The organism is Salinicola sp. V024 (assembly GCF_052645315.1).
In genome coordinates this window covers 70,491-97,083 of the sequence record NZ_JBQXYB010000003.1, presented here as the reverse complement: position 1 = coordinate 97,083, position 26,593 = coordinate 70,491, and the positions used below count along the sequence as shown (strand labels likewise).

The window sequence follows — 26,593 nt, the reverse complement described above, 5'->3', positions numbered from 1 at the left end:
GCCAGCCCTCAGAGCTTGATGCCGCGATGCAGCGCGACGATGCCGCCGGTCATGTTGGTATATTCGACACGTTCCAGCCCGGCCGCCTGCATCATGCCTTTCAGGGTTTCCTGATCGGGATGCATGCGGATCGATTCGGCCAGATAACGGTAGCTGTCGGCGTCGTTGGCCACCAGCCGACCCATCTGCGGCAGCAGTCGGAACGAATACTGATCGTAGGCTTTCGACAGCAGGCCGTTGACCGGCTTGGAGAATTCCAGCACCAACAGGCGCCCGCCTGGCTTGAGGACGCGAGTCATCGAGCGCAGCGCCGCGTCCTTGTCGGTGACATTGCGCAAACCGAAGGCGATGGTGATGCAGTGGAAGCTGTTATCGGGGAACGGCAGGCTTTCCGCATTGGCCTGCACGTATTTGACGTTGTCACCGACGCCGTGGTCGATCAGCTTGTCGCGGCCCACACGCAGCATCGACTCATTGATATCGGCCAGGACGACACGGCCCTGCGGTCCGACACGCTTGGCGAACTGACGCGTCAGGTCGCCGGTGCCGCCGGCGATATCGAGCACGCTGTGGCCGGGACGGACACCGCTGCGCTCGAGCGCGAGCTGTTTCCAGAAGCGATGGATGCCGAATGACATCAGGTCGTTCATGACGTCGTAGCGCGCGGCCACCGAATGAAAGACGTCGGCCACGCGGGCGGCCTTCTCGTCGACCGCGACCTTCTCATAGCCAAAGTCGGTCGTGCGCTTGTCCATGTGCTTTTCTCCGAGATGACGCGAGCGGCGATCGTGGCGCTTTATAAGCGATCGCTACGCTGTCGAGAGGATGTGCCGAGCGGTTCGAGTCGAGACCACTGTCGTCGATACCACTGCCGAACGGTTCGAGCCAGTGCCTAGCGATTCAAACCAGTGCCGCGCTCGAGACCGAAAAAACGATATGAGTCGACCGAGCCGAGCCGAGCATCGTGGCGTCTGGCATTGTAGCGTCTGGTCGCAAACTTGTCTTTGCACATCACTGCCGGTCGTCACGGAGAGCCAGCCGAGGCTCGACGATCCTCGAGCTCGCTTCAGACCTGATGAATCTGGATCACGCTGGCATCGCGCGAGGCGCCGGCGCGCTCCAGCCGGGCGAGATAATCGTCCCACCAGGCCTGGCGGTGAATTGCCATGTCGTAGAGATATTCCCAGGTGTAGAGCCCGGTATCGTGACCGTCGTCGAAGTGCAGCTTGAGCGCATAACGGCCGGTCTGAGAGATGTCGAGCAGGCCCACATGGCGCTTGCCAGTCTGCAGCACGGCTTCGCTGGGATGATGGCCCTGGACTTCCGCCGACGGCGAGTAGACGCGCAGCAGCTCGATCGGCAGACGATAGGTCTGGCCGTCGGGATAGCCCAGTTCGAGCTCGCGCTCGCCCTTGTGATAGTGGACTCGGTTGGGAATCGGCGCGGGCATGGAGGATTCTCCTGGATTCGACCGCGCCGGAGTCGGCGCGCGATAGAGAGCGGCTTCGAGCGCCACTTGCACTAGCAGCAAGTGGCGATCATCGTTGGCTCGCGGCTTAAAGAATATACCGCGACAGATCTTCGTCCACGGCCAGCTCGCCCAGTTTGTCGTTGACGTAGTCCGCATCGACGACCAGCGGGCTCTCGAAATCGCCACCCTGGAAGGAGGCTTCCTCGAGCAGGCGCTCCATCACCGTATGCAGACGGCGGGCGCCGATGTTCTCGGTGCCATCGTTGACCTGCCAGGCGATCTCGGCGATCCGCGAGATACCGTCTTCGGTGAACTGCACCTCCAGCCCTTCGGTGCCGAGCAGCGCCTGATACTGCTTGGTCAGCGCCGCCGACGGCTCGGTCAGGATACGCTTGAAATCGTCCGGGCTTAGTGCGGTCAGCTCGACCCGGATCGGCAGGCGGCCCTGCAGTTCCGGAATCAGATCCGACGGCTTGGCGAGATGGAAGGCGCCGGAGGCGATGAACAGGATGTGATCGGTACGGACCATACCGTGCTTGGTGGAAACGGTGGAGCCCTCGATCAGCGGCAGCAGGTCACGCTGCACGCCTTCGCGGGAGACGTCGCCGCCGCTGCCGGACTCACCGCGCTTGGCGACCTTGTCGATCTCGTCGAGGAACACGATACCGTTCTGCTCGACCGCTTCCAGCGCGCGCTGCTTGATCTCTTCCTCGTTGACCAGCTTGGCGGCTTCCTCGTCCTGCAAGAGCTTCCAGGCATCCTTGACCGTCACGCGGCGGTTTTCGGACTTCTGCTTGCCCATGTTGGCGAACAGGCTCTGGAGCTGGTTGGTCATCTCCTCCATGCCCGGCGGGGTCATGATGTCGACGCCCTGGCTGGCCGGCGTCACCTCGATGTCGATCTCCTTGTCATCGAGCTGGCCTTCGCGCAGCTTCTTGCGAAACACCTGACGCGCCGATGAATCATCGCGGCCGGCGTCATATTCGCTGCCTCGAGGACGCGGCAGCAGCGCATCGAGGATTCGATCCTCGGCAGCGTCCTCGGCCTTGTGACGAACTTCGACCTTGGCCTGCTCGCGAACCATCTTGATCGCCATTTCCATCAGATCGCGAATGATCGACTCGACGTCGCGGCCGACGTAGCCCACCTCTGTGAACTTGGTAGCTTCGACCTTGAGGAACGGCGCGCCGGCGAGCTTGGCCAGACGCCGCGCGATCTCGGTCTTGCCGACGCCGGTCGGGCCGATCATCAGGATGTTCTTGGGCACGATCTCGCCGCGCATGTCCTCGTCGAGGCGCATCCGGCGCCAGCGGTTGCGCAGCGCCACGGCCACGGCACGCTTGGCATCGTGCTGGCCGATGATGTACTGGTCGAGCGAATGCACGATCTCGCGCGGGGTCATCGAAGACTGGGTCAGTGCCGGTACGGCGCCGGCGCTTTCCTGACCGGCACCGTTCTGAGAAGGACTCTGGGACGGGGTGTTTGCAGACGTAGTGTTCGCAGACATGGATTCGGCCTCTTTACAGCTCTTCGAGCGTGATCTGGTGATTGGTGAAGACGCAGATGTCGGCGGCGATAGCGAGCGACTTCTCGGTGATCTCGCGGGCTCCGAGCTCGGTGTTCTCGAGCAGCGCTCGCGCCGAGGCCTGGGCGAAGTGACCGCCGGAGCCGATGGCGATGATGCCGCGCTCGGGTTCGACCACGTCGCCGTTACCGGTAATGATCAGCGAGGCCGTCTTGTCGGCCACGGCCAGCATGGCTTCGAGACGACGCAGGGCACGATCGGTGCGCCACTCTTTCGCCAGCTCGACAGCGGCCTTGGTCAGATGGCCCTGGTATTTTTCCAGCTGCGCTTCGAAGCGTTCGAACAGGGTAAAGGCATCGGCGGTACCGCCAGCGAAACCGGCCAGAACCTGGCCGCGGTAGAGGCGGCGGACCTTGCTGGCGTTGCCTTTCATCACCGTGTTGCCCAGCGATACCTGGCCATCGCCAGCCAGGGCGACCTGGTCGCCACGGCGCACGGATACGATTGTGGTCATGCAATTCACTCCCAATGGCGCGCCGCCAAACCTCATTGGCGGCGCCGAAAACGGGTGCCATCGCGGCGGCCGACAGGCTCTGGAGAGCGTGATCGGGACGAGGCGATGCAGCATGAACCATCAAGTGTGGGCGAGAAGCGGGGAAATCAAGCCGATGACGAACGCCGACGACCTCGAATGGGCGGCCGGCAAGGCGTGCCGGCCGTCGTGGTGTCCTGTGGCCGCGCCTGATGGCGGGCCCGTCGGCCGTGCGAGCTGTCGGCCAACGAGGCTGCAGGTATCGATGTTAACGCTGCCGTGCGGCAGGCGGATTTTTTGCCGACGTCGTGCTGAAGTGTCATCCCTGCAGGCGTTGAGTCCTGCAGGCGTGAGCTTTGCGGGCTTCAGTTCTGCAGGCGCAGCAGTAGCGGCTCGATGCCCTGGGTCACCATCAGGTCCTGAGCGCGTGACAGTTCGCGCTTGTCTTCGTAGGGGCCGACCTGAACACGGTGCCATAGCTGATCGCCATTGGCGCGCACGTCGGTGATCTTGGCCAGCAGGCCGAAGTCCTTGAGCCGGTTGGCAAGGCGTTCGGCATCGCCGAGATCGCGGAACGAGGCCGCCTGCAGGACGTAGCGGCCGCCGCTGGGCGTCGGCTGCTTGGTCTGATTCGCGGCATCGTCGGCCGCCGCTTCCTGGGTCGCCTTGGCCGATGGCTCCGGAGAGGCACTATCGCTGTTGGGGGCGATGACCTCGGTTTCCGGCAGCAGGGTGTAGAACTCGAACGTGGGCGTCGCCGGCTGCTGGGCGCCGCCGTCACCACTGTCAGTACCACCGCCTTCGGTGCTACCGGCGTTCTGGTCGCCACCACTGCTGGCTGTCTGATTGGACGTGGGCCGGGGCACGACCGCGGCCACCGGTTCGGGCGAAGAGCGATCCAGATACTGCGACAGGACGAAACCGGCGATCAGGCCGACAATGGCCCATAGCCACCCCGGGATTCCTCCGAGGCCACCACCGCTTGACGGGCGTGATCGAGATTTCGTCGTCGCGCCTTTGGGGGGCGGACGGCTGGCGGTCGAGCGGCTGTTCTGAGCGGGTCGGCGTGCCATGTTCTACATCTCCTCCGGGGCGCTGACGCCGAGCAGCGCCAATCCATTACCGATGACCTGGCGAGTCGCCAGACCCAGTGCCAGGCGGGCGTTGCGCAGCTCGCCATCATCGACCATGACTTTCTGGGCGTTATAGCAGGTGTGGAAATCGCTGGCGAGATCGGTCAGATACTGCGCGATCTGGTGCGGTTCGCGAGCGCGGGCGGCACGCTCGACAGCCTCCGGGTAGCGTGCCAGCCGGTTCATCAGCGCCTTCTCCTGGGGGGCGTCGAGACGCTCCAGATTGGCCATGGCGATCGCATGATCGAACGCCAGGCTGTCGCTTTCGGCCTTGCGCAGCACGCTGCAGACGCGGGCATGGGCGTACTGGATGTAGTACACCGGGTTGTCGTTGGTCTGCGAACGCGCCAGATCGATATCGAACGTCATCTGGGAATCGGCGCGGCGGGCGGCCAGAAAATAGCGCGTGGCGTCGCGGCCGACTTCGTCGATCAGATCACGCAGGGTGACGTAGCTGCCGGCGCGCTTGGAGAGCTTGACCTCGACGCCAGAGCGGGTCACCAGCACCATCTGGTGCAGCACGTAGTCCGGCCAGCCCTGGGGAATCCCAACTTCGAGGGCCTGCAGACCGGCCCGGACACGGGTCACGGTCGAATGGTGATCGGCCCCCTGTTCATCGATGACGGTGGTGAAGCCGCGCTGCCACTTGTTGAAATGGTAGGCGACGTCGGGCACGAAATAGGTGTAGTCGCCGTCGCTCTTGCGCATCACGCGGTCTTTGTCGTCGCCGAAATCGGTGGTGCGAAGCCACAGCGCGCCGTCCGCCTCGTAGGTGTGCCCCCCGGAGACCAGTGCCTCGATGGTCTCCTCGACCCGACCCTCGGCATACAGTGAGGACTCCAGGAAATAGACGTCGAATTCGACCCCGAATGCCTTGAGATCGAGATCCTGCTCGCGACGCAGATAGGCCACGGCGAAGGCGCGGATGGCGTCGTCATCCTCGGGGTCGGCCTTGGCGGTGACCTCGCGGTCGTCGGCGGTGACGGTCTCGCCGGCCAGATAGGCCTTGGCGACATCGCCGATGTAGTCGCCACGATAGCCGTTCTCCGGCCAGCCTGCGTCGTCCGGCGTCAGACCCTGGACTCGAGCCTGGACCGAAAGCATCAGGTTGTTGATCTGGGCGCCGGCATCGTTGTAGTAGAACTCGCTGGTGACATCAAAGCCGGTCGCTTCCAGCAGGCGGCAGAGGCAGTCGCCGATGGCGGCGCCGCGGCCATGGCCGACGTGGAGCGGCCCGGTGGGGTTGGCGGAGACGAACTCGACCTGAACTTTCTCCCCGGCGCCGATCATGCTGCGGCCGAAGGTGTCACCCGCATCCAGGATCTGGCTGACGATGCCGGCGATGGCATCGGTGGCGGCGAAGAAATTGATGAACCCCGGGCCGGCGATTTCGGTCCGGCGGATGACGTCGTTGGCGGGCAGCGCCGCGACCAGCTTGTCGGCCAGGTCGCGCGGCTTGCCGCCGGCCGGCTTGGCGAGGACCAGTGCCAGATTGGTGGCGTAGTCGCCGTGGGCCTTGTCGCGGGTCGGGTCGACCTTGATCGAGGGACGCACGTCCGCCGGAAGATCGCCGGCCTGTTGCAGGGTGGCGACGGCGGCGTCGAGCAGTTGGGTAATCGTCTCTTTCATGGGCTACTTCGTCATCGTGGGGCCAGGCGTGGGGCTCGCAGCCCGACCCGGCGCGGGGTTCCGCGGATCTGAACGCCGTGATCCTGCCGCCACGACGCTGGAAAAAGGCGGCCATTATCAGTGATTGCGCCAACGCTTTAAACCCTAACCGGCGAGCTTCGAGCTTCCAGCGTCGAGGTTGCAGGGTCGAGCTTGCAGAAAGATTGCGAACTTTCTGAGTTGGCGAGGATTGCTTTTGCGGCTGCGGCGTCAGCTCAAGGTCATCGGATCGATATCCAGCGACCAGCGAACCTTGCGTGATGTGCTGCTCTCCAGCCAGCCGACCAGCCAGGCGCCGGCTTCATGCAGGGCGCTGCGTTTTTCCGACGACAGCATCAGCTGCAAGTGGTAACGGTTCTGACGCCGCTCCATCGGAGCGGGTACCGGGCCCAGGCAGTGAACGGAAGACCGTCGTTCGCTGAGCCACTCCCGCAGCGCCTCGCCGGCGGCCTCCGCGGCCTCGAGGGCGTCCTCCTCGCGGGTCGCCTCGAAACGCGTCAGCGCCAGGTAACGGTAGGGCGGCAGGCCGGCCAGGCGTCGCTCCTCCAGCATCTGGTAGGCCAGGGCGTCGTAACCGCTATCGGCCAGCAGGCGCAGATTCGGGTCATCGGGATGCAGCGTCTGGACCAGCACGCGGCCCGCGCGGTCGGCGCGTCCGGCGCGTCCGGCGACCTGGACCAGCAACTGGGCGCTCTGCTCGAGGGCGCGAAAGTCGCTGGCGTAAAGGCCGGCATCGGCATTGACCACGACGACCAGCGTCACGTGAGGTAGATGGTGGCCCTTGGCCAGCATCTGGGTGCCCACCAGCAGGCTAGGTTCGCCGCGCCGAATCTCGGTCAGAATCTGGTCGAAAGCTTCCTTGCGCCGCGTGCTGTCGCGATCGATACGGTAGACCGGAATATCGGGGAACAGCGTGGTCAGGGTCTCTTCGCTGCGCTCGGTGCCGGCGCCGAGTGGCCTCAGGTCGGCACTGCCGCAGCCGGGGCAGGCGTCCGGCTGCGGGGTCTGGTGTTCGCAGTGGTGACAGACCAGACGCGGGGGCTGGCGGTGCAGCGTCATGCGTGAATCGCAGTGGCGGCATTCGGCGATCCAGCCGCACTGGTGACAGGCGAGCGAAGGCGAAAAACCGCGCCGGTTGATGAATACCAGCACCTGGCCTTCGGCTTTCAGCGCCTGGCGAATGGCGTCGATAGCCGGTGGAACCAGGCCGCCCTGGCGCAGGCGTCCGCGCAGGTCCACCAACTCCAGTTTGGCCGGCGCGTGGCGGCTGGGGCGCTGGGTCAGTCGCAGGTGCCGATAGCGGCCGCTGCGGGCCTGGGCCAGCGTTTCGAGCGACGGTGTGGCGCTGCCCAGCAGAATCGGTACGCCATCGTGATGGGCCCGCGCGATGGCCAGGTCGCGGGCGTGATAGCGCAGCCCATCCTGCTGCTTGAACGAGCCGTCATGTTCCTCGTCGACGATGATCGCGCCGGGGCGCGCCAGCGGCGTGAAGATGGCCGAACGCGTACCGATGACGATGGGCGCGCGGCCGCTGCGGGCGGCTTCCCAGGCGTCGAGGCGTTCCATGTCGGTCAAGCCGGAGTGAAGCGCCACCACCGGCGCCCGAAAGCGCTTGCGGAAGCGCGACAGCGTCTGCGGCGTCAGGCCGATCTCCGGGACCAGAACCAGGGCCTGACGCCCTTGGCCGAGTACGCCCTCGATCAGTTGCAGGTAGACCTCCGTCTTGCCGCTGCCGGTAACCCCGTGCAGCAGGCACGGATGAAAGCGGTCCAGCCCTTCGTGCAGGGCGGCAAGCGCTGTGGCCTGTTCCCGGTTGAGCGGCAGCGACGGTTCGGCCAGCAGCGCGCCGGACCAGCCCTCGCTGGCGGTCAGGGGTTCCTCCGTACGGATGATCAGTGCCTTGTCGAGCAGGCCTTGCAACTGAGCGCGCGTGTACCCCTGAGCCATGATGGCAGCGCTGACCATGCCGTGGCGATGCTGGGCCAGCAGCTGGATCAGCTCACGCTGGCGCGGCGCGCGTGCCAGCGCGTCCAGAGCGCTGGATTCGGTGGTGTTCAATTGCCAGCGCTCGCGAATTCTGGCTTCGCGTGGCCGCCCCTGGCGCAGCGGTCCGGGCAGCGCGTGATGCAGCGTATCGCCCAGCGAGTGCTGATAGTAGCGGGCGGTGAACTGGCACAGCCATAGCCAGTCCGAGGGTAGCGGCTCGTCGTCGAGGCGAGCGCTGATCGGTTTCAACTGGTGTGCGGGCAGCTCGCTGTGCGCCGCGCACTCCATCACGATGCCGACCAGATGGCGTCGGCCAAACGGCACCTTGACGCGAATGCCGGCACGCCAGCCCCCCGCGGGCGGCTGACCGGCGGGGCGATAGTCGAACAGGCGCCGAAGCGGAGTGGGAACGGCAACCCGAAGCACTTTGGGCGCCGGTGGCGGTGCTGTGCGGTCATCGGCGGGCATCGGGGAAGGGGCGGTCTGGGAAGAGCCTGCCTTGGAATCAGCCAATTGGCCTCCATGAAGAGTTCTGCTAAAATACGCCGCCTTCCGACGTAGGGCGCGTCTTTTATCCGGGGTGTCATCGTCTTCGAACGGTGTACTTCGGGATTCCAGGCGTTCCGGTCGCGCGGGAGTGAACCGCGATTCCCTATCCGTGTACGGTGCCTGGCGAGAGATCAGGTGGCGGTACACCGCAAAGCGAGGCTTCACGATGAAACAGTCTATTCATCCCGAATACAAGACAGTCACGGCGACTTGTTCCTGTGGCGCGACCCATTCGATCGGCACGACAGCGAGTGAAGATTTTCACGTCGACGTCTGCTCCGAGTGCCACCCGTTCTACACCGGCAAGCAGAAGCAGGCGACGACCGGTGGCCGCGTCGAGCGTTTCAACAAGCGCTTCGGTGCTGCTGTGCGACCGACCAAGAGCTCGTAATATCGGCATCGATCGGTTGTCGGAAAGGCCCGCCATTATGGCGGGCTTTTTTGTGCCTGCTCGGCGGTTTTTAGCGTTAAAAGAAGTAGGGCGCATGACTTGGGTCGCTCCGGCCGCAGTGAGCGATAAGCAATGTTTTATGGCTGAAGGCTTAGGTATAAGTGTCGGCAAATGCATCGAAGTGGTTCAAACAGGCGCTTAAAATTCGTGAAAGTTTAAAAAGTGGCATAAGTTGTGTGGCCGATTGTTTTTCGATAATCTGATCCGACTTCGCGGCGAACGATGCCGAAAATACCCTCATTGCCTTTGGATAAGCCTTCATGAATGACGAGAAGAGACAGGCAGCGCTCGATTATCACGCCAAGCCCATTCCGGGCAAGTTGTCGGTCGAACTGACCAAGCCCACCGAGACTGCCAAGCATCTGGCCCTGGCCTACAGTCCCGGCGTAGCGGAACCGTGCCGGGAGATCGCTCGGGATCCCGAAAATGCCTATCTCTATACCGGCAAGGGCAATCTGGTGGCAGTGGTTTCCGATGGCAGTGCCATTCTCGGCCTGGGTAACCTGGGGCCTTTGGCCAGCAAGCCGGTCATGGAAGGCAAGGGCGTGCTGTTCAAGCGTTTTGCCGGCATCAACTCCGTCGATATCGAAGTCGAGGCTGACTCTGCCCAGGCGTTCATCGATACCGTGGCCAGCATTGCCAACACCTGGGGCGGTATCAATCTGGAGGATATCAAGGCGCCGGAGTGCTTCGAGATCGAGGCCGCCCTCAAGACGCGTTGCAACATTCCGGTGTTCCATGACGATCAGCATGGCACGGCGATCGTGACCGCGGCCGGTCTGCTCAACGCGCTGGAGATCGCCGGCAAGACGTTGGAAAGCGCACGCATCGTCTGTCTTGGCGCCGGATCCGCCGCCATCGCCTGCATGAAACTGCTGATCGAATGCGGAGCCAGGGCCGAGAACGTCTTCATGCTGGATCGTAACGGCGTGATTCATAGCGGTCGCAGCGACCTCAACCCGTACAAGGCGCAGTTCGCCACCGAAACGCCGTTGCGTACGCTGGACGACGCGATCGAAGGCGCCGACGTTTTCGTGGGGCTGTCCGGGCCGGATCTGTTCAAGCCCGAACAGCTCATGAAGATGGCTGCCAATCCGGTGGTCTTCGCCTGCTCCAATCCGGATCCGGAGATTCATCCCGACCTGGCGAGGGAAACCCGTAGCGACGTGATCATGGGAACGGGGCGTTCCGATTACCCCAACCAGGTCAACAACGTGCTCGGCTTCCCGTTCATCTTTCGCGGTGCCCTCGATGTCCGGGCCACGGCCATCAACGAGCGGATGAAAATCGCCGCCGTTCACGCGTTGAAGGATCTGGCCCGTGAGCCGGTGACGAAAGAGGTGCTGGATGCCTACGAGATCGATTCGCTGACGTTCGGCCGCGATTACATCCTTCCGACCCCGGTGGATTCGCGCCTGCTCGACAGGATTCCGGCGGCGGTGGCGCAGGCTGCGGTGGAGTCCGGGGTGGCCGGGAAGCCGTATCCCGCGCACTACCCGCTGAAGAGCGTCAAGGAGATCTACGGCAAGTAATCGCCGGTCTGCAGGGGCAAGACGATGCCGCCCTCGGGGCGGCATCGTGCTTTTCAGCGGGCGTTATGTGGCGACCCGAGGCCGGCTTCTTACAGCGACTCGGGGTCGTCGCCGGTGCTACCAGCCGTAGAGAATCGAGACCGAGGTCGTGGTGTCGGTGCGTGCTTCTGCGCCCGGCGGCGGATGGGTGTTGCTTCTGACGTCGTAGGAGACGCGCAGAGCAAGGTGCGAGTTCAGCTGCGACGTGATCGACGAGAGTGAACGGGTGGTGACACTGATGTGAGTCGCTTCCGCCGACAGCTCTTGATCGAAGGAGATGTCGTCGCTGAAGTTGTAGGTGTAGTCCAGCGCCGCGTAGGCCAGCGCTAGATCGTCGCTGCTGCCGCCTTCGTAAGCGTCATCATCGTCATCGTCACTGTCGTCGGCATAGACGTCATGACGATAGCCGGGACCGGTTTCGGCCGAGAGCGTATGCGTCGGCCCGGTCAGGATCTGGCGACCGTAACCCGCGATGGTGGTGAACTGCGAGTCATAGCCGCTGAAACGGTCGCGTTCCCAGCGCGCGAATCCGAACAGATAGTTATTGTCCGCGAGCTCATAGCGTTCACGAGCGCCGATCAGGTAGCGTTCCGAGGTGGTGTTGTCATTGTCCTGGACACTGCGGGTCTCGGCCCGAAACGTATGCGTATTGCGCCCGGTCAGCCAGGTCAGCCGAGCCTTGGCGAGCAGGGTCTGGGTATTGGTGTTGCCGGTCAGCTTGGTATAGCCCAGCTCGACGTTGCCGCTGAAATTGGGCGCGTTTGCATCCGGCGCCGGTGGCGCATAGAAAAGCTCCGCGTGGGACGGTGACGCTATCAGGCAGGTGGTCAGTAGCCACCATCGGCAACTGGGCAGGGGCATGACTTTTCTCTCAGCGTCGCTGCGACGTCCTGTTGCGGTGAAGAGTGGATCCGAAGCCTCAAAGCCCTTGAATGAGCCCTGGCGCGAGTCCTGGTACGAAACAGTCGGGGCACGAACCCCGGCTGGTTAGGTCTCGATCAACCAGATTTCGACCAATGTATCAGAAGATGGCTTCGTAGGTACCGGTGCCCTGAGACCCACTCTCGTCCTCGAGTTCCTGTTTGACGCCGCGCGGCTGGTATTCGGGCAGATGATCCTTGCGGAAGATCTCGCTGATACCGCCGGACTGGTCGTCGTGTAGCCGTTTACCGGTATCCGGATCGATACGTACGGTCACGATGTCGTCCGGCGCTTCCGGAATCACTTCCGGTGTCCCTTTCAGGGCCGGACCCATGAACGCCTTCCAGATCGGCAACGCCGCCTGGGCGCCGTATTCGGCCGTGGTGGTGTTGTCGTCCTTGCCGACCCACACGGTGGTCACGATCGAGTTGTTGAAGCCCGAGAACCAGGCATCGCGCTGATCGTTGGTGGTACCGGTCTTGCCGACGATGTCGCTGCGGTTGAGCGATAGCGCCCCGCGCCCGGTGCCATGCTCGATGACATCACGCAGGATGCTGCGCAGGATGTACAGCGCATCCGGTTCCACCACGCGAGGCGCGATGCGCCGCGGTTCGCCGTCGACTTCGGTCTGGGTGGCCCCGGGCGCGCAGTCGCGGCAGGCCACCAGCGGGTTGGCTTCCTCGACGACGGTGTTGTGGCTGCCCTGAGTGACCTTTTCGATATACCAGGGCGAGACCTGGAAGCCGCCGTTCGCCAGTACCGCGTAGGCATTGGCGATCTCCAGCGGTGTCAGCGATGCGCTGCCCAGTGCCAGCGAGAGGCCGTGGGGCAGGCGATCCCGCGAGAACCCGAAGCGTTCGAGGAAGTTGAGCGCGTTGTCGAGCCCGAGTGATTGCAGCACGCGAATGGTCACCAGGTTACGCGAGGTGTAGAGCCCGACACGGAGGCGAGTCGGCCCCTGGAACTGGCGCTCGGCGTTTTCCGGGCGCCAGTCGTCGCCGCTGAACTGCGACATCACTACCGGGGCGTCGTTGATGACGGTCGCCGCGGTCATGTCGCCTTCCTGGAGCGCCGCCAGATAGATGAAGGGCTTGAAGTTGGAGCCGACCTGGCGCTGGGCCTGGATCGCCCGATTGAACTTGCTGGCGGCGAAGCTGAACCCGCCCTGCAGCGCGTCGATCGCGCCGGTCTGCGGGTCGAGCACGACGATTGCCCCTTCCGCGCCAGGACGTTGCGACAGACGCCAGTGGTCGCCGTCTTTCATGATACGGACCAGATCGCCGCGGTCGGCGATGGCGGCGGCATTGGCGGGTTCGCCGCCGCGCCACTTCGCGCTCTTGTACTCGCGAGCCCATTTCAGGCCGTCCCATTCGAGGTCGATGATCTCGCCATCGGCGTCGAGCACCTGCATCTGCTTGCCATCGGTGGCGGTGACGATGGCGGGTTTAAGCGGGCCGTAGGCTGGCGTGCGTTCGAGAACCTTGAGCCAGTTGCTGACATCGCCGTCGACACCATCGATCTTGGCCTCGCTGCTCTGGGCTGCCTGACGGGCGGTCTCGATGACTTCGGGAGACTCCGACAGCTCCTCTTCCAGGCCCTGGCGTTCGGTACGGTCCTGCGCCTCGACGAGACTTGGCGGAACGTCCTTCTCTTCCGGTCCGCGCCAGCCGTGACGGGTGTCATAGTCGATCAGCCCGTCGACCAGGGCGTCGCGCGCCTCGGCCTGCAGGCGGCTGTCGAGCGAAGTGGTGATGCGGATATTGTCGGTATAGGCCTTGTCGCCGAAGCGCTCGACCGCATAGGCGCGTGCCATCTCCGCGACATAGGGTGCATCGACTTCCGCCTGGGCGATGTGTCGGCTGGCGGTGATCGGCGCCTTGACGGCCTCATCGTAGGCGGCCTGATCGATCGAGCCGAGCTGGCGCATCCGGTAGAGAATCCAGTTGCGGCGGATCAGCGCCCGTTCCGGATTGGCCAGCGGGTTGAAGCTCGAAGGTGCCTTGGGTAGACCGGCGATCATCGCGTACTGGGGCAGGGTCAGGTCGGCCAGCGGCTTGCCATAATAGGTGTTGGCCGCGGCGGCGATGCCGTAGGAGCGATGACCCAGATAGATCTTGTTGACGTAGAGCTCGAGAATCTCTGGTTTGCTCAGAATCTGTTCCATCTGCAACGCCAGCAGAATTTCACGGATCTTGCGGGTGAAGGTCTGATCCAGTGTCAGCAGATAGTTCCTGGCAACCTGCATGGTGATCGTGCTGCCCCCGGACTGGATGTCGCCCGAAGACGCGAGCTCGACCGCGGCGCGTAGAAGGCCTTTGGGATCGACGCCCGGGTGGTTGTAGAAATTGGCATCCTCGGCGGCGAGTAGCGCGTCGATCAGGGGCTTGGGAATTTCGTCGTAGCTGACCGGCATGCGGCGTTCCTCGCCGTACTCGCCGATCAGCTTGTCGTCTTGGGTATAGATGCGCAGCGGCGTCTGAAGCTCGTAGTTCTGGAGCTGACGCACGTCCGGCAGACCGGGGGCAAAGTAGAGCCCCGCGCCGACGACTGCCATTACCACGCTGGCGCAGACCGCCAGCAGTAGCCAGAACGCGGACGTCAGTAGGCGAGTAAAGAGCTTCATATAAAGGGATGATCCTTGACTGGTGGCGGTCCGGCCGCGTGCGTGCTCGCTATCCCTAGCGTCGGACATGATTCAGCATCGGGGCATTATATGGATGCGACAGAGCCGGGGCCAGTTTCGTCCGCGTCACTTCCTGCAAGCAAGACGAATTAGTGTAACGAAATGTCTCAAGTTGGTGGTCGTGCCGCCGTTAACTTCGATTAGGATTTTCGAGTTCCGGCGAGGTGAGACAGTGTTGCGCTTGAAAAGATCCTCTCAAGGATTGGTGGGAGTGGACATCACGTCCGCCACCGTCAAGTTGCTGGAGTTGGGGCGTCACGCCGGCGGCTTGAGAATCGACAGCTATGCGGTACGGCCGCTACGCGAAGGGGCTGTCGTCGAGCGGCGGATCCGCGACAAGAGCGAAGTCGTCGACGCATTGCAGCGGGCGGTGGAGCACGCGCAGCTGCGGTCTCGGCGTGCGGTGGTGGCCGTGCCCAACTCGGCGGCCATCACTCGGGTCGTGTCGTTTCCGGCATCGCTCAGTGACGATGACATCGAAGCGCGGATTCAGATGGAGTCCGACAAGCATATCCCGTTTCCGCTCAACGAAGTCGCCTTCGACTTTCAGCGCCTGGGGCGCCACCCCCGTTACGACGACCAGCAGGAGATCATGCTGGTCGCCTGCCGCCTGCAGGATATCGACACCCTGACCTCGACGCTGGACGCCGTGGGCCTAGAGGTGGTGGCGGTGGATGTCGAGGGTTTCGCGCTGGAGCGGGTCTGTCGGGCGCTGCAGGCTTCCCAGGACGACGAGGGCGATGAGGACGATGAGGGCGGCGGCAGTACCGCGCTGGTCGATATCGGCGCCAATCTTTGCGCGTTTCACGTGCTCAAGGGCGGACGGATCGTCTATAGCCGCGACAGTCTCTGCGGTGGGCGCCAGCTCACCGACGCCATCAGCCGGCACTACGACATGAGTTTCGATGAAGCCGGCCGAGCCAAGCGGCGCGGCGGGCTGCCCGACGACTATCGCCAGGCCGTGCTGTTGCCGTTCGTGGATACCCTGATCCAGCATATCGGCCGCTCGCTGCAGCTCTATTACACCTCGGCAGGCCAGCAGCAGGTCCGGCGGCTGATTCTGGCCGGCGGGTCGAGCGCATTGCCGGGCTTTGCCGAACGGCTGCGTGCTCAGAGTGGCCTTGAAGCCACGCTGGCCAACCCCTTTACCCATATGCGAGTCGATTCCCGGTTGAACGTCGGTGCACTGGCCGCGGACGCGCCGGCGATGCTCACGGCCTGCGGCCTGGCGATGCGGGCGCTGTCATGACGATCGAGATCAACCTGCTGCCATGGCGAGAGCAGCGTCGTTTCCGCAGTACTCGGCGCTTCAAGCAGGGCCTTCTGCTGACGCTGCTGGTGGGGCTATTGGTCGGGTGGGGCATCGCCGAGTACGAGAAGTCTCAGGTGCGGGCGGGGCAGGCGCGTCTGGCGATGATCCAGCGCGACACGGAATCGCTGACCCGCGACATCCAGGCGATGCGCAATTATCGCGAGCTGCGAGAGCGGATGCTGAAGCAGATCGATGTGATCGGCGAGCTGCAGTCGAGCCGTCCCTTGACCATCCGCGTTCTCGATCAGCTGACGGCGACCCTGGTCGATGGCGTTCACTACACCGAGCTGGACCGCAAGGGGAATCGGCTCGAGCTGAGTGGCATTGCGGCCTCGAATCGGCAGGTGTCCGATCAGATGCGAGCGCTGGACAACAGTGCCTCGTTCGAGGTCCCGCTGCTCTCGGACGTCCAGTCCGCCGAAGGGGGCGTCGTCGCCAAGCGCTTCCATCTGAGCGTCGACGAGCATCCGCTCGACCCGCCGAAGCCGGAGGCCGGGAAATGAGCCGCCCGGTGCAGGCCCGCCTGCGTCCGAGCAACGTTCGAAACGCTGCCAGGGATCAATGGCGTCAGCTGCGCGAACTGCAGTGGCGGGAACTCGACGTCAGGGAAGCGGGTACCTGGCCGGTCGGTCTGCAGGTGGTGATTGCCCTGCTGGTGCTGGTGGTATCGATCTGGATCGCGCAATGGCTGTTGGCGTCCACGCCACGGGAGACCCATCAGCGCTTGGCGGTGCAGGAGCAGCAAGCGCTGCAGCGCTACGAGACGCTTTCCTATCAGGCCGTCAATCTGCCAGCGATGAAAGCCCAGATGGGTGAGCTTCAGGCGCGCATGCAGAGCGCACTCGAAATGTTGCCGAGTGATGCCGAAGTGCCGGCACTGCTGGACGCCATCAGCGACGCCGCGCGGGAGCAGCCGCTCGATATCGACAGCATCACTCTGCGTCCGGCCGTGACGCAGGATTTCTACATCGAACAGCCCTTCGATATTCAGGTGCGCGGTGATTTCCATCGGATCGCCGCGTTCCTGGCGCGCGTGGCCGCGATGCCGCGCATCGTCACGCTCCACGATTTCACGTTGACGCCGGTGGAGGATCATCTGCGCCTGGCCATGCTGGCCAAGACCTATCGCTATCGTGAGGAATCCGATCCGGAAGGCGATCCCAAGAAGGGAGGGGGCAAACCGTGAGATCGCAACATTCGCGTCTCGCCGGCCTGATGGTCGGATTGTTCATCGGCGTTGGTCTGGCCGGTTGCGAGAGTGCCGATCTGGCGTCGCTGCAGGCCCATCTCGATACGCTGCGCCACAAGCCGCAGGGGCAGATTGGCTCGCTGCCGGAAATGCCGGGGTATCTGAGCGCAAGCTACGACCAGGGCAGTCGACGGAGTCCGTTCGTGGCCGAGCAGGTCGACGAGCCGGGTCCCGAGGAGACCGCGCCGCTGCCGGATGCCGAGCGTCCCCGCCAGCCGCTGGAAGCCTTCGAGCTCGACAGCCTGAGCCTGGTCGGCACGCTCACCGTGGGCAAGACCCCCTCGGCTCTGGTTGCCGCGCCGGATGGGCGAGTTCATCGGCTCTTCCGGGGAAATTATCTGGGTCGCGACTACGGCCGCATCGTCAGCGTCGAGCCACGGGGTCTGACTCTGGTCGAGACCGTGCGCGATTCCGCAGGAGGCTGGACCGAACGTCGCCAGCAGCTGGAAATGGCCAAACAGGAATCCGACGGTGCCAGCCGACGGCAAAGTAACAGGGGAACATGATGACTCGTCGAGGGCGTTTCGCCGCGTGCGTGGCACTACTGACATTGTGGGGGCTGGCGCTCTCTGCCGGGGCGGCACTGGCGCAGACGCAAGCATTGGCGACGCCGACGCTGACGGCGATGACGTTTACCGACCGCGGCGCCGGACGTCTGGATGTCGGGCTGAATTTCGTCGGGGGGTTGCCGGAGATTCGCGGTTATCGCACCGACTCCCCGCCGCGATTGGCGCTGGATCTGCTGCAGGCTCAGAGTGGCCTGTCGCAGTCGACGTTTGCCGTCGGCAGTGGTGGCGTCGATTCCGTGCGAGTGCTGGGCGCGGGCGGGCGCACACGGCTTGTGTTCGATCTGACCTCGCCCACCGGCTACCGGCTCGAGCAGCGCGACGGCAAGATCGTCGTCCATCTGGGCGGTGACGCCGACATCACCACGGGTACCGTCGGTGAGACGCGCCCGGACGGCGCGGCCAACGGGGGAGCTTCGGCGATGAGCGCTGCCGAACCCGAGGTGACCTCGATCGACTTCCGTCGAGGCACGAATGGCGGCGGGCAGTTGCAGCTGGCGCTCAATCGCGTCGGCGTGGCGGCCCAAGTCTCCGGCCAGGGGCGTCAGGTGTCGATCACGCTGCCCGGTGTCTCGTTGCCCGACGATCAATATCAGACGCTGGATGTCGGCGATTTCGGTACCGCCGTGCAGCGCATCGTGCCTCGTCGCGGGTCGGATGGCGTCACCTTCGATATCACCGCCTCCGAGGCCGTGGAGCCGCTGGTGACCCAGAATGGACGCCGTTTCACCGTCGAGCTGGCCCCCGCCGGCAGCCTCGAGCGGCCCGAGACGGAGCAGCGACCCAGTTATAATGGCCACCGCATCTCCCTCGATTTCCAGGACATTCCGGTTCGCGACGTGCTGTCGATCATTGCCGAGGAGTCCGGGCTCAACGTGGTCGCCAGCGATGGCGTGCAGGGCAACGTGACTCTCAATCTGACCGACGTGCCCTGGGACCAGGCGCTCGATCTGGTGCTGCGCAACCACGGCCTGTCGTCGCGACGGGAAGGCAACGTGATGATGGTGGCACCGACCGGTGAACTGGCCAGTCTGCAGCGTCAGACGCTGGAGACCCGCGAGCAGTCGCAACAGCTGGCCCCGCTGACCACCGAGTTTCTGCAGATCCGTTACGCCAAGGCCGATACGCTGGCGGCCTTGCTGCAAGGCGGCGAGGGCGCCGGGATGATGTCCGAGCGTGGTCGCGTCAGCGTCGACCCGCGCACCAATACGCTGATTCTGCAGGACACCCGTGACCAGCTCGACGCTATCCGCCGGACCGTCGATCACCTCGACGTGCCGGTGCGTCAGGTCCAGATCGAGGCCCGAATCGTGATCGCGCGAGACAGCGCGACCCGCGAGCTCGGCGTCAACTGGGGGCTGTCGGGCAATGGCGGGCGGCACTTCGATCTCGGTGGCGCGGCCGATGGCAATGCCTCGACGGTGCCCACGACGTCGGACGATCCGGCCTCCTATGGCGGCGGGCTGGCGGTCGATCTGGGCAATGCGACCAATCCCGCCAGCGCGTTCAGCTTCGGCTATCTTTCCGGCGACGTGTTGATCGACCTGGAGCTTCGGGCGCTGGAGAGCGAGGGCAAGAGCCAGACGATCTCCCAGCCCAAGGTAATCACCGCCAATCAGCGCACCGCGGTGATCAAGCAGGGCCAGGAGGTGCCGTATCAGGAGGCGTCGTCCAGCGGGGCGACCACCACCGAGTTCAAGGAGGCGGTACTGTCGCTGGAGGTGACACCGCAGATCACACCGGACGACCGCATCATCATGGATCTGCGGGTCAACAACGACGATATTTCCGATACGCGTTACGACGGCGCGCCGGCCATCGACACCAACGAGATCCAGACTCAGGTGCTGGTCAACAACGGTGAGACCGTGGTGCTAGGCGGCATTCTGACCTCCGAGCAGTTGCGTACGCTGTTCAAGACGCCGTTCCTGGGTGACATCCCGGTGCTCGGCAATCTGTTCCGCTATACCCAGGAAAGCAACGAGAAGGTAGAATTGCTGGTATTCATTACGCCCAAGATCATCGAGGACGGACTGGCCATTCGCTGATGCGGTCGCTTCCCAATCTTTTTCTCGTCGGCCCCATGGGGGCCGGCAAGAGTACAATCGGCCGCCTCCTGGCGGCCGAATTGCAGCGCGAATTCCTCGATAGCGACCATCAGATTGAAGGCCGCTGCGGGGCGAATATCCCGTGGATTTTCGATGTCGAGGGCGAGCAGGGCTTTCGCGATCGCGAGACCGCCATGATCGATGAAATCAGTCAGCGCAGCGAGATCGTCCTGGCGACGGGTGGCGGTGCGATCATGCGCGAGGTCAACCGCCAGCTGCTGCGCGAGCGGGGCACAGTGATCTATCTGGCCACGACCGTCGAGCAGCAGATTCGGCGCACCTCGCGGGATCGCAACCGTCCGCTGCTGCAGACCGCCAATCCCGAGCAGGTGTTGCGCGATCTGTTCGCGATCCGCGATCCGCTCTATCGTGCCACCGCCGATATCATCGTACGTACCGATCGGCGAGGACCCCGCAGCGTGGTGGGGGATATCCTGCGTCGGGTCTCGCGGCTGGCGGAACCGCTCGGCGCTTCGGTCTCGCTTTCGCAACACAGGTAATGTCTCTCTCATATCGAAGGTAACGTCTCATGTCGTCAGTCTCGTCGCTTCCCGTGGAATCGCTGAACGTCTCGCTGGGCGAGCGTAGCTATCCGATCCATGTCGGTGCGGGGCTGCTGACGAGCCGGGAGCACCTGCTGCCTTACCTGGCCGGACGTCAGGTCATGATCGTGACCAACGAGGTGATCGCGCCGCACTATCTTCATGCGCTCAAAGAAACGCTGGCGGGCGCCCTCGATGCGCCCAAGGAAGAGACGCTAGCGGGCGCCGAGCTGGAAATCCGAGAAGTCATCCTGCCCGACGGCGAGGCGACCAAGACGTTGTCCTCGGTCGAGAGGATCTGGGATGCGCTGCTGGCCGCCGGGTTCAATCGTCGCTGCACGCTGATCGCGCTCGGCGGCGGGGTGATCGGTGACATGACCGGCTACGCGGCCGCGAGCTACCAGCGTGGCGTCGCTTTCATTCAGATTCCCACCACGCTGCTGGCCCAGGTCGACTCTTCCGTGGGCGGTAAGACCGGGGTCAACCATCCGCGCGGCAAGAACATGATCGGCGCGTTCTGGCAGCCGCGGGCAGTGCTGGTCGATACCGACACGCTGACGACGTTGCCGCCCCGCGAGCTTTCCGCCGGGCTGGCGGAAGTGATCAAGTACGGCCTGATCTGGGATCTGGAATTTCTTGCCTGGCTGGAGGCCAATCTCGGCGCGCTGCGTGGCATCGAGGAAGGCGCGATCCGTTATGCCATTCGCCGTAGCTGCGAGATCAAGGCCGAGGTGGTGGCCGAGGATGAGACCGAGCAGGGCGTGCGAGCGCTGCTCAATCTGGGCCACACCTTCGGGCATGCGATCGAGGCGCACCAGGGCTACGGCAACTGGCTCCACGGCGAGGCGGTGAGCGCCGGCATGATGATGGCGGCTCGGCTATCCGCCCGGCGCGGCTGGCTGAACGAGGCTGATGTCGAACGTGTCGCTGCGATCCTGTGCGCGGCGGACCTTCCGGTGACGGCACCGGCCAGCATGCAAGCCGAGGATTTTCTCTCTCGAATGCGGCTCGACAAGAAGAATGTCGACAGTCGCCTGCGCTTGATCCTGCTCGAGACGTTGGGGCGGGCCTGCATTCGAGACGATACCGACCCCGAGCAGCTCGAGCGCCTGCTGACGGATTTTCCCCGAACCTGATTTCTGATCGGGCCTCGTCTCCCTTTCCCGGGATACCGCCTCTAGCCCACCCGATTCCGGCCGCTGTCGCCGGCTGTCTTCTCCGGCGGCGTCAGTTGCCGTCGGCTCTCTTTCGTCGTGGCTCGCCTCTCCTTCATCCTGGTCAGCCTGTTTCGCAGCGAGTTGGCTTGATCGCCGCCACCGACACCCGGGCGATCGCGTCCGGTTCGCAGGTCCAGAAGCTTGTCGCGTTCTGAGGCATCCGGCATCCACGATCTTGCTGAAGGGTTCGTTTGGGGGAGCGTTATCCCCATAATTGGTATGCTCCATGCCGTATCGGTATGGCCTCCGGGCGTCGATTTCAGCATGATCCAGCGATGGCGGCAGATGATAAGACTTTCGTCTAAATAAGGCTCTAAGCCTTTGTGTTAGCAGCGTATTTTCATAAATTTAAAGCTAAGTCTCGGATTTTCAATGCGTTTGTGGGTTGCTCGGTGGGGCGTCGGATTGCGCTGGGGCGGGTAACTGGCTATTCTGACCGGCCTTTTGGCGACCGTCAGCGGTAAGAATTGGGTGCGCTGAGAGGCAAAATAGTCCGCTCGTTCAACGCTGAATGCGGCTATAAAAATAAAAAAACATTAAATTATCTCTTTTTACTAGACCGGATACAAGACCCTGTATTCTGACACTGCTTTGTGAGGCACGCCCATGATGAGAGGTCTTCACCAGCCTGGCGAATTCCGCGACAACTGCGGATTCGGCCTGATTGCTCATATGGAAGGGCAGGCCAGTCATGATCTGCTCAAGACGGCGATCGAGTCCCTGACCTGCATGACCCATCGCGGCGGTATCGCGGCGGATGGCAAGACCGGTGACGGCTGCGGTCTGCTGCTCAAGATGCCGATGGGCTTCATGCGAGCGCTGGCCGAGGATCAGCTCGGCGTGACGCTGGGCGAGCGCTTCGCGGTCGGCATGGTGTTCTTCCCCGACGACGACGCCCGCGAGCAGCGCGCTCGGGAAACGCTGGAAGGCGAGCTGGCCGAACGCGGTCTGAGCGTCAAGGGCTGGCGCGACGTGCCCACGGACCCGAGTGTCTGCGGGCCGATGGCGCTCGAGTGCCTGCCACGCATTCGTCAGGTGTTCGTCGAAGGGGATAAATCCCAGTCCGACGCCGCTTTCAACGTCGAGCTGTTCATGGCTCGTCGTCTTGCCGAGCAGAAGCTCAGCCGGGAAGAAGAGTTCTACGTCTGTTCGCTGTCGTCCAAGGTGGTTTCCTACAAGGGCCTGATGATGCCCGCGGACCTGCCCACCTTCTATCAGGATCTGGGCGACGAGCGTCTCGAGACCGCCGTCTGCGTCTTCCATCAGCGTTTCTCGACCAACACGGCGCCGCGCTGGCCGCTGGCGCAGCCGTTTCGCTTCATGGCGCACAACGGCGAGATCAACACCATCGAGGCCAACCGTAGCTGGGCCAATGCGCGCAAGGCCAACTTCGTCAACGAGCTGTTGCCGGATATCGAAGGTCTCGACGAGATCGTCAACACCACCGGCTCCGACTCGTCGAGCATGGACAACATGCTGGAAGTGCTGCTGACCGGCGGCATGGATCTCTACAACGCGGTGCGGATGATGGTGCCGCCGGCGTGGCAGAACGTCGAGACCATGGACGGCGATCTGCGCGCCTTCTATGAATATAACTCCATGCACATGGAAGCGTGGGACGGCCCCGCCGGCATCGTGATGACCGACGGCCGTCACGCCGTGTGCATGCTCGATCGTAACGGCCTGCGCCCGGCGCGCTGGGTGATCACCGACAATGGCTACATCACGCTCTCTTCCGAGATCGGGGTGTGGAACTATCAGCCGGAATCCGTGGTGGCCAAGGGTCGCGTCGGGCCGGGTCAGATTCTCGCCGTCGATACCCAGACCGGCGAAGTGCTGCACACCGACGACATCGATCAGCGGCTCAAGTCCGCCTATCCCTATCGTCGCTGGCTCAAGGAACACGCCCACTATCTGGAGTCGGCGCTGACCGAGCTGGCGCGCTTCCAGCCGTTCGAGACCGACGAACTCAACGTTTATCAGAAGATGTTCTCGGTGACGTTCGAGGAGCGCGACCAGCTGCTGCGTCCGCTGGCCGAGAGCGGTCAGGAGGCGGTGGGTTCGATGGGCGACGACACGCCGATGGCGGTGCTGTCGCGCCAGAATCGTCTGCTCACCGATTTCTTTCGCCAGAAATTTGCCCAGGTCACCAATCCGCCCATCGACCCGCTGCGCGAAGCGATCGTGATGTCGCTGGAGACCTGCTGCGGGGCCGAGCTGAACGTGTTCGAGGCGACGCCCGAACATGCGCACCGCCTGATCCTGACCACCCCGGTGCTGTCGCCGCGCAAATTCACCGCGCTGGTGACTCAGGAAGATCCGGCATTCGCCTCGATCACCCTGCCGCTGCAGTACGATCCCGAGACGACCTCGCTGCGTCAGGCGCTGATGGCCCTTTGTCAGCAGGCCGAACAGGCCGCCCACGACGGCAAGGTGATCCTGGTGCTGTCGGATGCCGAGCTCGAAAAAGGCAAACAGCCGATCCAGGCGCTGCTGGCCACCGGCGCGGTGCATCATCATCTGGCAAGGCTAGCGCTGCGTCCGCGGGTCAACATCGTGGTCGAGACCGGCTACGCCCGCGACGCGCATCAGATGGCGGTGTTCTTCGGCGTCGGCGCGACCGCGGTCTATCCGTACCTCGCCTACCAGGTGATGGCGGACATGCACCGCACCGGCGAGCTGGTCGGCAATCCGGCGGACGCGCGCGAGAACTATCGCAAGGGCATGCAGAAGGGGCTTTACAAGATCCTGTCGAAGATGGGCATCTCGCAGATCTCCTCCTATCGCGGTTCGCAGCTGTTCGAAGCGGTCGGCCTGGGTTCCGAAGTGATGCAGATGTGCTTCGACGGCATGATGTCGCGCATCGAGGGGGCCGGCTTCAGCGAACTGCAGATGCAGCAGGAGCTGGCGGCACGCGACGCCTGGATTCCGCGCAAGGGCATCCGCCAGGGCGGTCTGGTCAAGTTCGTTCACGGCCACGAATATCATGCTTATAACCCCGACGTGGTGATGACGCTGCAGCAGGCGGTTCAGCAGGGCGACTACGCCAAGTGGAAGGCGTTCGCGCGGCTGGTCAACGAGCGCCCGGTGGCCACGATCCGCGATCTGCTGAGGCTCAAGCCGGCGGCCGAACCGTTGCCGCTGGACGAGATCGAACCGGTCGAGGATCTGCTGCTGCGTTTCGACAGCGCCGGTATGTCGCTGGGCGCGCTGTCGCCCGAGGCGCACGAGGCGCTGGCCCAGGCGATGAACGAAACCGGCGGGCGCTCCAACTCCGGCGAGGGCGGCGAAGATCCGGCCCGTTACGGCACCATTCGCTCGTCGAAGATCAAGCAGATCGCCTCCGGGCGCTTCGGGGTGACGCCGGCGTATCTGGTCAACGCCGAAGTGCTTCAGATCAAGGTCGCCCAGGGCGCCAAGCCCGGTGAGGGCGGCCAGCTGCCGGGCGGCAAGGTCAACGAGATGATCGCGCGGCTGCGCTATGCGGTGCCCGGCGTGACACTGATCTCGCCGCCGCCGCATCACGACATCTATTCGATCGAGGATCTGGCCCAGCTGATCTTCGATCTCAAGCAGGTCAATCCGAGCGCCCAGGTCTCGGTCAAGCTGGTCTCCGAGCCGGGTATCGGCACTATCGCCACGGGCGTTGCCAAGGCCTATGCGGATCTGATCACCGTCTCCGGTTACGACGGTGGTACCGCGGCGAGTCCGATCACCTCGATCCGGCACGCCGGCAGCCCGTGGGAGCTGGGTCTCCCGGAAGTCCATCAGGCGCTGCGCATCAACAATCTGCGCGACAAGATCCGGCTGCAGACCGACGGCGGCCTCAAGACCGGTCTCGACGTGGTCAAGGCGGCCATTCTGGGCGCGGAGAGTTTCGGCTTCGGCACCGCGCCGATGGTGGCGCTGGGCTGCAAGTATCTGAAGATCTGCCACCTCAACAACTGCGCCACTGGCGTCGCCACTCAGCACCAGGAGCTTCGCGACGAGCATTTCCGCGGCACGGTCGACATGGTCAAGCACTACTTCCGCTTCATCGCCGAAGAAGTGCGTGAGCTGATGGCGTTGTTGGGTGTGCGCCAGTTGACCGACCTGATCGGACGTACCGATCTGCTCGAAGCGCTCGAAGGCGAAACGCCGGCACAGCGCAAGCTCGATCTGAGCCCGCTGCTGGCCAACGACTTCGTGCCCAAGGACGCGCCGCAGTTCTGCCAGGTCAGCCGCAACGTGCCCCACGATCCGGGCGCCAAGAACCAGGAGGTGTTCGACGCGCTGCTGCCGGCAATCGAGTCGAAGTCCGGCGGCGAGTTCGAGTTCAAGATCACCAACTGCGACCGCTCGGTAGCCGCAAGGGTCTCCGGCGAGATCGCCAAACGCTACGGCGAAGCGGGCCTCGAGGATGCGCCGATCACGGCGCGCTTCACCGGCGTCGCGGGCCAGAGTTTCGGGGTGTGGAACGCCCGCGGCTTGAATCTGTATCTGGAAGGCGATGCCAACGACTATGTCGGCAAGGGCATGAACGGCGGCAAGGTGGTGATCGTGCCGCCCAAGGCCAGCCGCTTCCTGAGCCACGAGACCGCGATCATCGGCAACACCTGTCTGTATGGCGCCACCGACGGCAAGCTGTTCGCCGCGGGGATGGCCGGCGAGCGCTTCGGCGTGCGCAACTCCGGCACCCATGCGGTGATCGAAGGCGCCGGGGACCACTGCTGCGAATACATGACCGGCGGGCTGGTCTGCGTGCTCGGCAAGACCGGGATCAACTTCGGTGCGGGCATGACCGGCGGCTTCGCCTACGTGCTCGACGAGGATCGGGGTTTCGTCGATCGCTACAACCATGAACTGGTCGAGATCCACCGGATCAATACCGAATCGATGGAAGCCTATCGCCGTCACCTGCGCGAGGTGATCACCGAGTATGTGGAAGAGACCGACTCGCCACGCGGGCATGCGATTCTCGAGGATTTCTCCGACTTCATCCGCCATTTCTGGTTGGTGAAGCCCAAGGCCGCAAGTCTCAACGGTTTGCTGGCCCAATCCAGGCGACAGCCTGAATGAGGCATGACGGCAACTTGAGCAAGCACAGTGGCAGTCAGAGTCAGCGAGCGT

General features: G+C 63.9%; 19 protein-coding genes. 10 read left to right on the top strand and 9 right to left on the bottom strand.

Going from position 1 to position 26,593, the window contains the following annotated elements; all coding sequences use genetic code 11:
* Window positions 1-8: 8 nt before the first annotated feature.
* The 7 genes from ubiE to ACUN9V_RS06290 form a co-directional block, all read right to left on the bottom strand.
* On the bottom strand, window positions 9-755 hold the full coding sequence (ubiE, locus tag ACUN9V_RS06320) for a bifunctional demethylmenaquinone methyltransferase/2-methoxy-6-polyprenyl-1,4-benzoquinol methylase UbiE (protein ID WP_110657012.1): 747 nt from the start codon (window positions 753-755) through the stop codon (window positions 9-11).
* A 311-nt stretch (window positions 756-1,066) separates the two neighbouring features.
* Complete coding sequence (locus ACUN9V_RS06315) at window positions 1,067-1,450, bottom strand: gamma-butyrobetaine hydroxylase-like domain-containing protein (protein ID WP_445510757.1); 384 nt, start codon at window positions 1,448-1,450, stop codon at window positions 1,067-1,069.
* A gap of 106 nt (window positions 1,451-1,556) precedes the next feature.
* Window positions 1,557-2,873 (bottom strand): ATP-dependent protease ATPase subunit HslU, encoded by a 1,317-nt coding sequence (gene hslU, locus ACUN9V_RS06310; protein WP_075561160.1) that lies wholly within the window; start codon window positions 2,871-2,873, stop codon window positions 1,557-1,559.
* Between the two features lie 118 nt (window positions 2,874-2,991).
* Window positions 2,992-3,510 carry an ATP-dependent protease subunit HslV gene (hslV, locus tag ACUN9V_RS06305; RefSeq protein WP_075561114.1) on the bottom strand — a complete coding sequence of 173 codons (519 nt, stop codon included), beginning with the start codon at window positions 3,508-3,510 and terminating at the stop codon, window positions 2,992-2,994.
* 383 nt (window positions 3,511-3,893) lie between these two features.
* Window positions 3,894-4,601 carry an SPOR domain-containing protein gene (locus ACUN9V_RS06300; RefSeq protein ID WP_445510756.1) on the bottom strand — a complete coding sequence of 236 codons (708 nt, stop codon included), beginning with the start codon at window positions 4,599-4,601 and terminating at the stop codon, window positions 3,894-3,896.
* Window positions 4,602-4,604: 3 nt separating this feature from the next.
* Window positions 4,605-6,290 carry an arginine--tRNA ligase gene (gene argS, locus ACUN9V_RS06295; protein WP_445510755.1) on the bottom strand — a complete coding sequence of 562 codons (1,686 nt, stop codon included), beginning with the start codon at window positions 6,288-6,290 and terminating at the stop codon, window positions 4,605-4,607.
* A 249-nt stretch (window positions 6,291-6,539) separates the two neighbouring features.
* Window positions 6,540-8,783 (bottom strand): primosomal protein N', encoded by a 2,244-nt coding sequence (locus ACUN9V_RS06290; RefSeq protein WP_445510972.1) that lies wholly within the window; start codon window positions 8,781-8,783, stop codon window positions 6,540-6,542.
* Window positions 8,784-9,030: 247 nt separating this feature from the next.
* Between ACUN9V_RS06290 and rpmE the strand changes: the two genes are divergently transcribed.
* Both rpmE and ACUN9V_RS06280 read left to right on the top strand, forming a co-directional pair.
* Window positions 9,031-9,255, top strand: a complete 225-nt coding sequence (gene rpmE, locus ACUN9V_RS06285) for a 50S ribosomal protein L31 (protein ID WP_075561118.1) — start codon at window positions 9,031-9,033, stop codon at window positions 9,253-9,255.
* A gap of 320 nt (window positions 9,256-9,575) precedes the next feature.
* Window positions 9,576-10,847, top strand: coding sequence for a malic enzyme-like NAD(P)-binding protein (locus ACUN9V_RS06280; protein ID WP_439285846.1), 1,272 nt, complete (start codon window positions 9,576-9,578; stop codon window positions 10,845-10,847).
* A gap of 117 nt (window positions 10,848-10,964) precedes the next feature.
* Here the strand turns inward: ACUN9V_RS06280 and ACUN9V_RS06275 are convergent, their stop codons facing one another.
* Together ACUN9V_RS06275 and ACUN9V_RS06270 are read right to left on the bottom strand one after the other, a co-directional pair.
* Window positions 10,965-11,747: a DUF481 domain-containing protein gene (locus ACUN9V_RS06275; RefSeq protein ID WP_445510754.1), complete on the bottom strand. Its 783-nt coding sequence runs from the start codon at window positions 11,745-11,747 to the stop codon at window positions 10,965-10,967.
* A 160-nt stretch (window positions 11,748-11,907) separates the two neighbouring features.
* On the bottom strand, window positions 11,908-14,430 hold the full coding sequence (locus ACUN9V_RS06270) for a penicillin-binding protein 1A (protein ID WP_445510753.1): 2,523 nt from the start codon (window positions 14,428-14,430) through the stop codon (window positions 11,908-11,910).
* Between the two features lie 235 nt (window positions 14,431-14,665).
* Between ACUN9V_RS06270 and pilM the strand changes: the two genes are divergently transcribed.
* The 8 genes from pilM to gltB all read left to right on the top strand — a co-directional run bounded on the left by pilM (window position 14,666) and on the right by gltB (window position 26,542).
* Window positions 14,666-15,739, top strand: coding sequence for a type IV pilus assembly protein PilM (gene pilM / locus ACUN9V_RS06265; protein ID WP_445510971.1), 1,074 nt, complete (start codon window positions 14,666-14,668; stop codon window positions 15,737-15,739).
* Window positions 15,736-16,305, top strand: coding sequence for a PilN domain-containing protein (locus ACUN9V_RS06260; protein WP_445510752.1), 570 nt, complete (start codon window positions 15,736-15,738; stop codon window positions 16,303-16,305). The genes pilM and ACUN9V_RS06260 overlap by 4 nt, the downstream gene beginning before the upstream one ends.
* Window positions 16,302-16,988 (top strand): type 4a pilus biogenesis protein PilO, encoded by a 687-nt coding sequence (locus tag ACUN9V_RS06255; protein ID WP_445510751.1) that lies wholly within the window; start codon window positions 16,302-16,304, stop codon window positions 16,986-16,988. Before ACUN9V_RS06260 ends, ACUN9V_RS06255 begins: the two co-directional genes overlap by 4 nt.
* Complete coding sequence (locus ACUN9V_RS06250; protein WP_445510750.1) at window positions 16,985-17,557, top strand: pilus assembly protein PilP; 573 nt, start codon at window positions 16,985-16,987, stop codon at window positions 17,555-17,557. Before ACUN9V_RS06255 ends, ACUN9V_RS06250 begins: the two co-directional genes overlap by 4 nt.
* On the top strand, window positions 17,554-19,665 hold the full coding sequence (gene pilQ / locus ACUN9V_RS06245) for a type IV pilus secretin PilQ (RefSeq protein ID WP_445510749.1): 2,112 nt from the start codon (window positions 17,554-17,556) through the stop codon (window positions 19,663-19,665). Before ACUN9V_RS06250 ends, pilQ begins: the two co-directional genes overlap by 4 nt.
* Entirely contained in the window at window positions 19,665-20,225 is a 561-nt protein-coding gene (aroK, locus tag ACUN9V_RS06240) for a shikimate kinase AroK (RefSeq protein ID WP_075561127.1), read from the top strand. Before pilQ ends, aroK begins: the two co-directional genes overlap by 1 nt.
* Before the next feature lie 29 nt (window positions 20,226-20,254).
* Window positions 20,255-21,403: a 3-dehydroquinate synthase gene (gene aroB / locus ACUN9V_RS06235; RefSeq protein WP_445510748.1), complete on the top strand. Its 1,149-nt coding sequence runs from the start codon at window positions 20,255-20,257 to the stop codon at window positions 21,401-21,403.
* 687 nt (window positions 21,404-22,090) lie between these two features.
* Window positions 22,091-26,542 carry a glutamate synthase large subunit gene (gene gltB / locus ACUN9V_RS06230; RefSeq protein ID WP_445510747.1) on the top strand — a complete coding sequence of 1,484 codons (4,452 nt, stop codon included), beginning with the start codon at window positions 22,091-22,093 and terminating at the stop codon, window positions 26,540-26,542.
* The last annotated feature ends 51 nt before the right edge of the window (window positions 26,543-26,593 follow it).

What these genes read in the sequence shown, in the direction of transcription:
- ubiE (WP_110657012.1), bottom strand. Translation starts at nt 755, where the DNA reads ATGGACAAGCGCACGACCGACTTTGGCTATGAGAAGGTCGCGGTCGAC.
- ACUN9V_RS06315 (WP_445510757.1), bottom strand. Translation starts at nt 1,450, where the DNA reads ATGCCCGCGCCGATTCCCAACCGAGTCCACTATCACAAGGGCGAGCGC.
- hslU (WP_075561160.1), bottom strand. Translation starts at nt 2,873, where the DNA reads ATGACCCCGCGCGAGATCGTGCATTCGCTCGACCAGTACATCATCGGC.
- hslV (WP_075561114.1), bottom strand. Translation starts at nt 3,510, where the DNA reads ATGACCACAATCGTATCCGTGCGCCGTGGCGACCAGGTCGCCCTGGCT.
- ACUN9V_RS06300 (WP_445510756.1), bottom strand. Translation starts at nt 4,601, where the DNA reads ATGGCACGCCGACCCGCTCAGAACAGCCGCTCGACCGCCAGCCGTCCG.
- argS (WP_445510755.1), bottom strand. Translation starts at nt 6,290, where the DNA reads ATGAAAGAGACGATTACCCAACTGCTCGACGCCGCCGTCGCCACCCTG.
- ACUN9V_RS06290 (WP_445510972.1), bottom strand. Translation starts at nt 8,783, where the DNA reads ATGCCCGCCGATGACCGCACAGCACCGCCACCGGCGCCCAAAGTGCTT.
- rpmE (WP_075561118.1), top strand. Translation starts at nt 9,031, where the DNA reads ATGAAACAGTCTATTCATCCCGAATACAAGACAGTCACGGCGACTTGT.
- ACUN9V_RS06280 (WP_439285846.1), top strand. Translation starts at nt 9,576, where the DNA reads ATGAATGACGAGAAGAGACAGGCAGCGCTCGATTATCACGCCAAGCCC.
- ACUN9V_RS06275 (WP_445510754.1), bottom strand. Translation starts at nt 11,747, where the DNA reads ATGCCCCTGCCCAGTTGCCGATGGTGGCTACTGACCACCTGCCTGATA.
- ACUN9V_RS06270 (WP_445510753.1), bottom strand. Translation starts at nt 14,430, where the DNA reads ATGAAGCTCTTTACTCGCCTACTGACGTCCGCGTTCTGGCTACTGCTG.
- ACUN9V_RS06260 (WP_445510752.1), top strand. Translation starts at nt 15,736, where the DNA reads ATGACGATCGAGATCAACCTGCTGCCATGGCGAGAGCAGCGTCGTTTC.
- ACUN9V_RS06255 (WP_445510751.1), top strand. Translation starts at nt 16,302, where the DNA reads ATGAGCCGCCCGGTGCAGGCCCGCCTGCGTCCGAGCAACGTTCGAAAC.
- pilQ (WP_445510749.1), top strand. Translation starts at nt 17,554, where the DNA reads ATGATGACTCGTCGAGGGCGTTTCGCCGCGTGCGTGGCACTACTGACA.
- aroK (WP_075561127.1), top strand. Translation starts at nt 19,665, where the DNA reads ATGCGGTCGCTTCCCAATCTTTTTCTCGTCGGCCCCATGGGGGCCGGC.
- aroB (WP_445510748.1), top strand. Translation starts at nt 20,255, where the DNA reads ATGTCGTCAGTCTCGTCGCTTCCCGTGGAATCGCTGAACGTCTCGCTG.
- gltB (WP_445510747.1), top strand. Translation starts at nt 22,091, where the DNA reads ATGATGAGAGGTCTTCACCAGCCTGGCGAATTCCGCGACAACTGCGGA.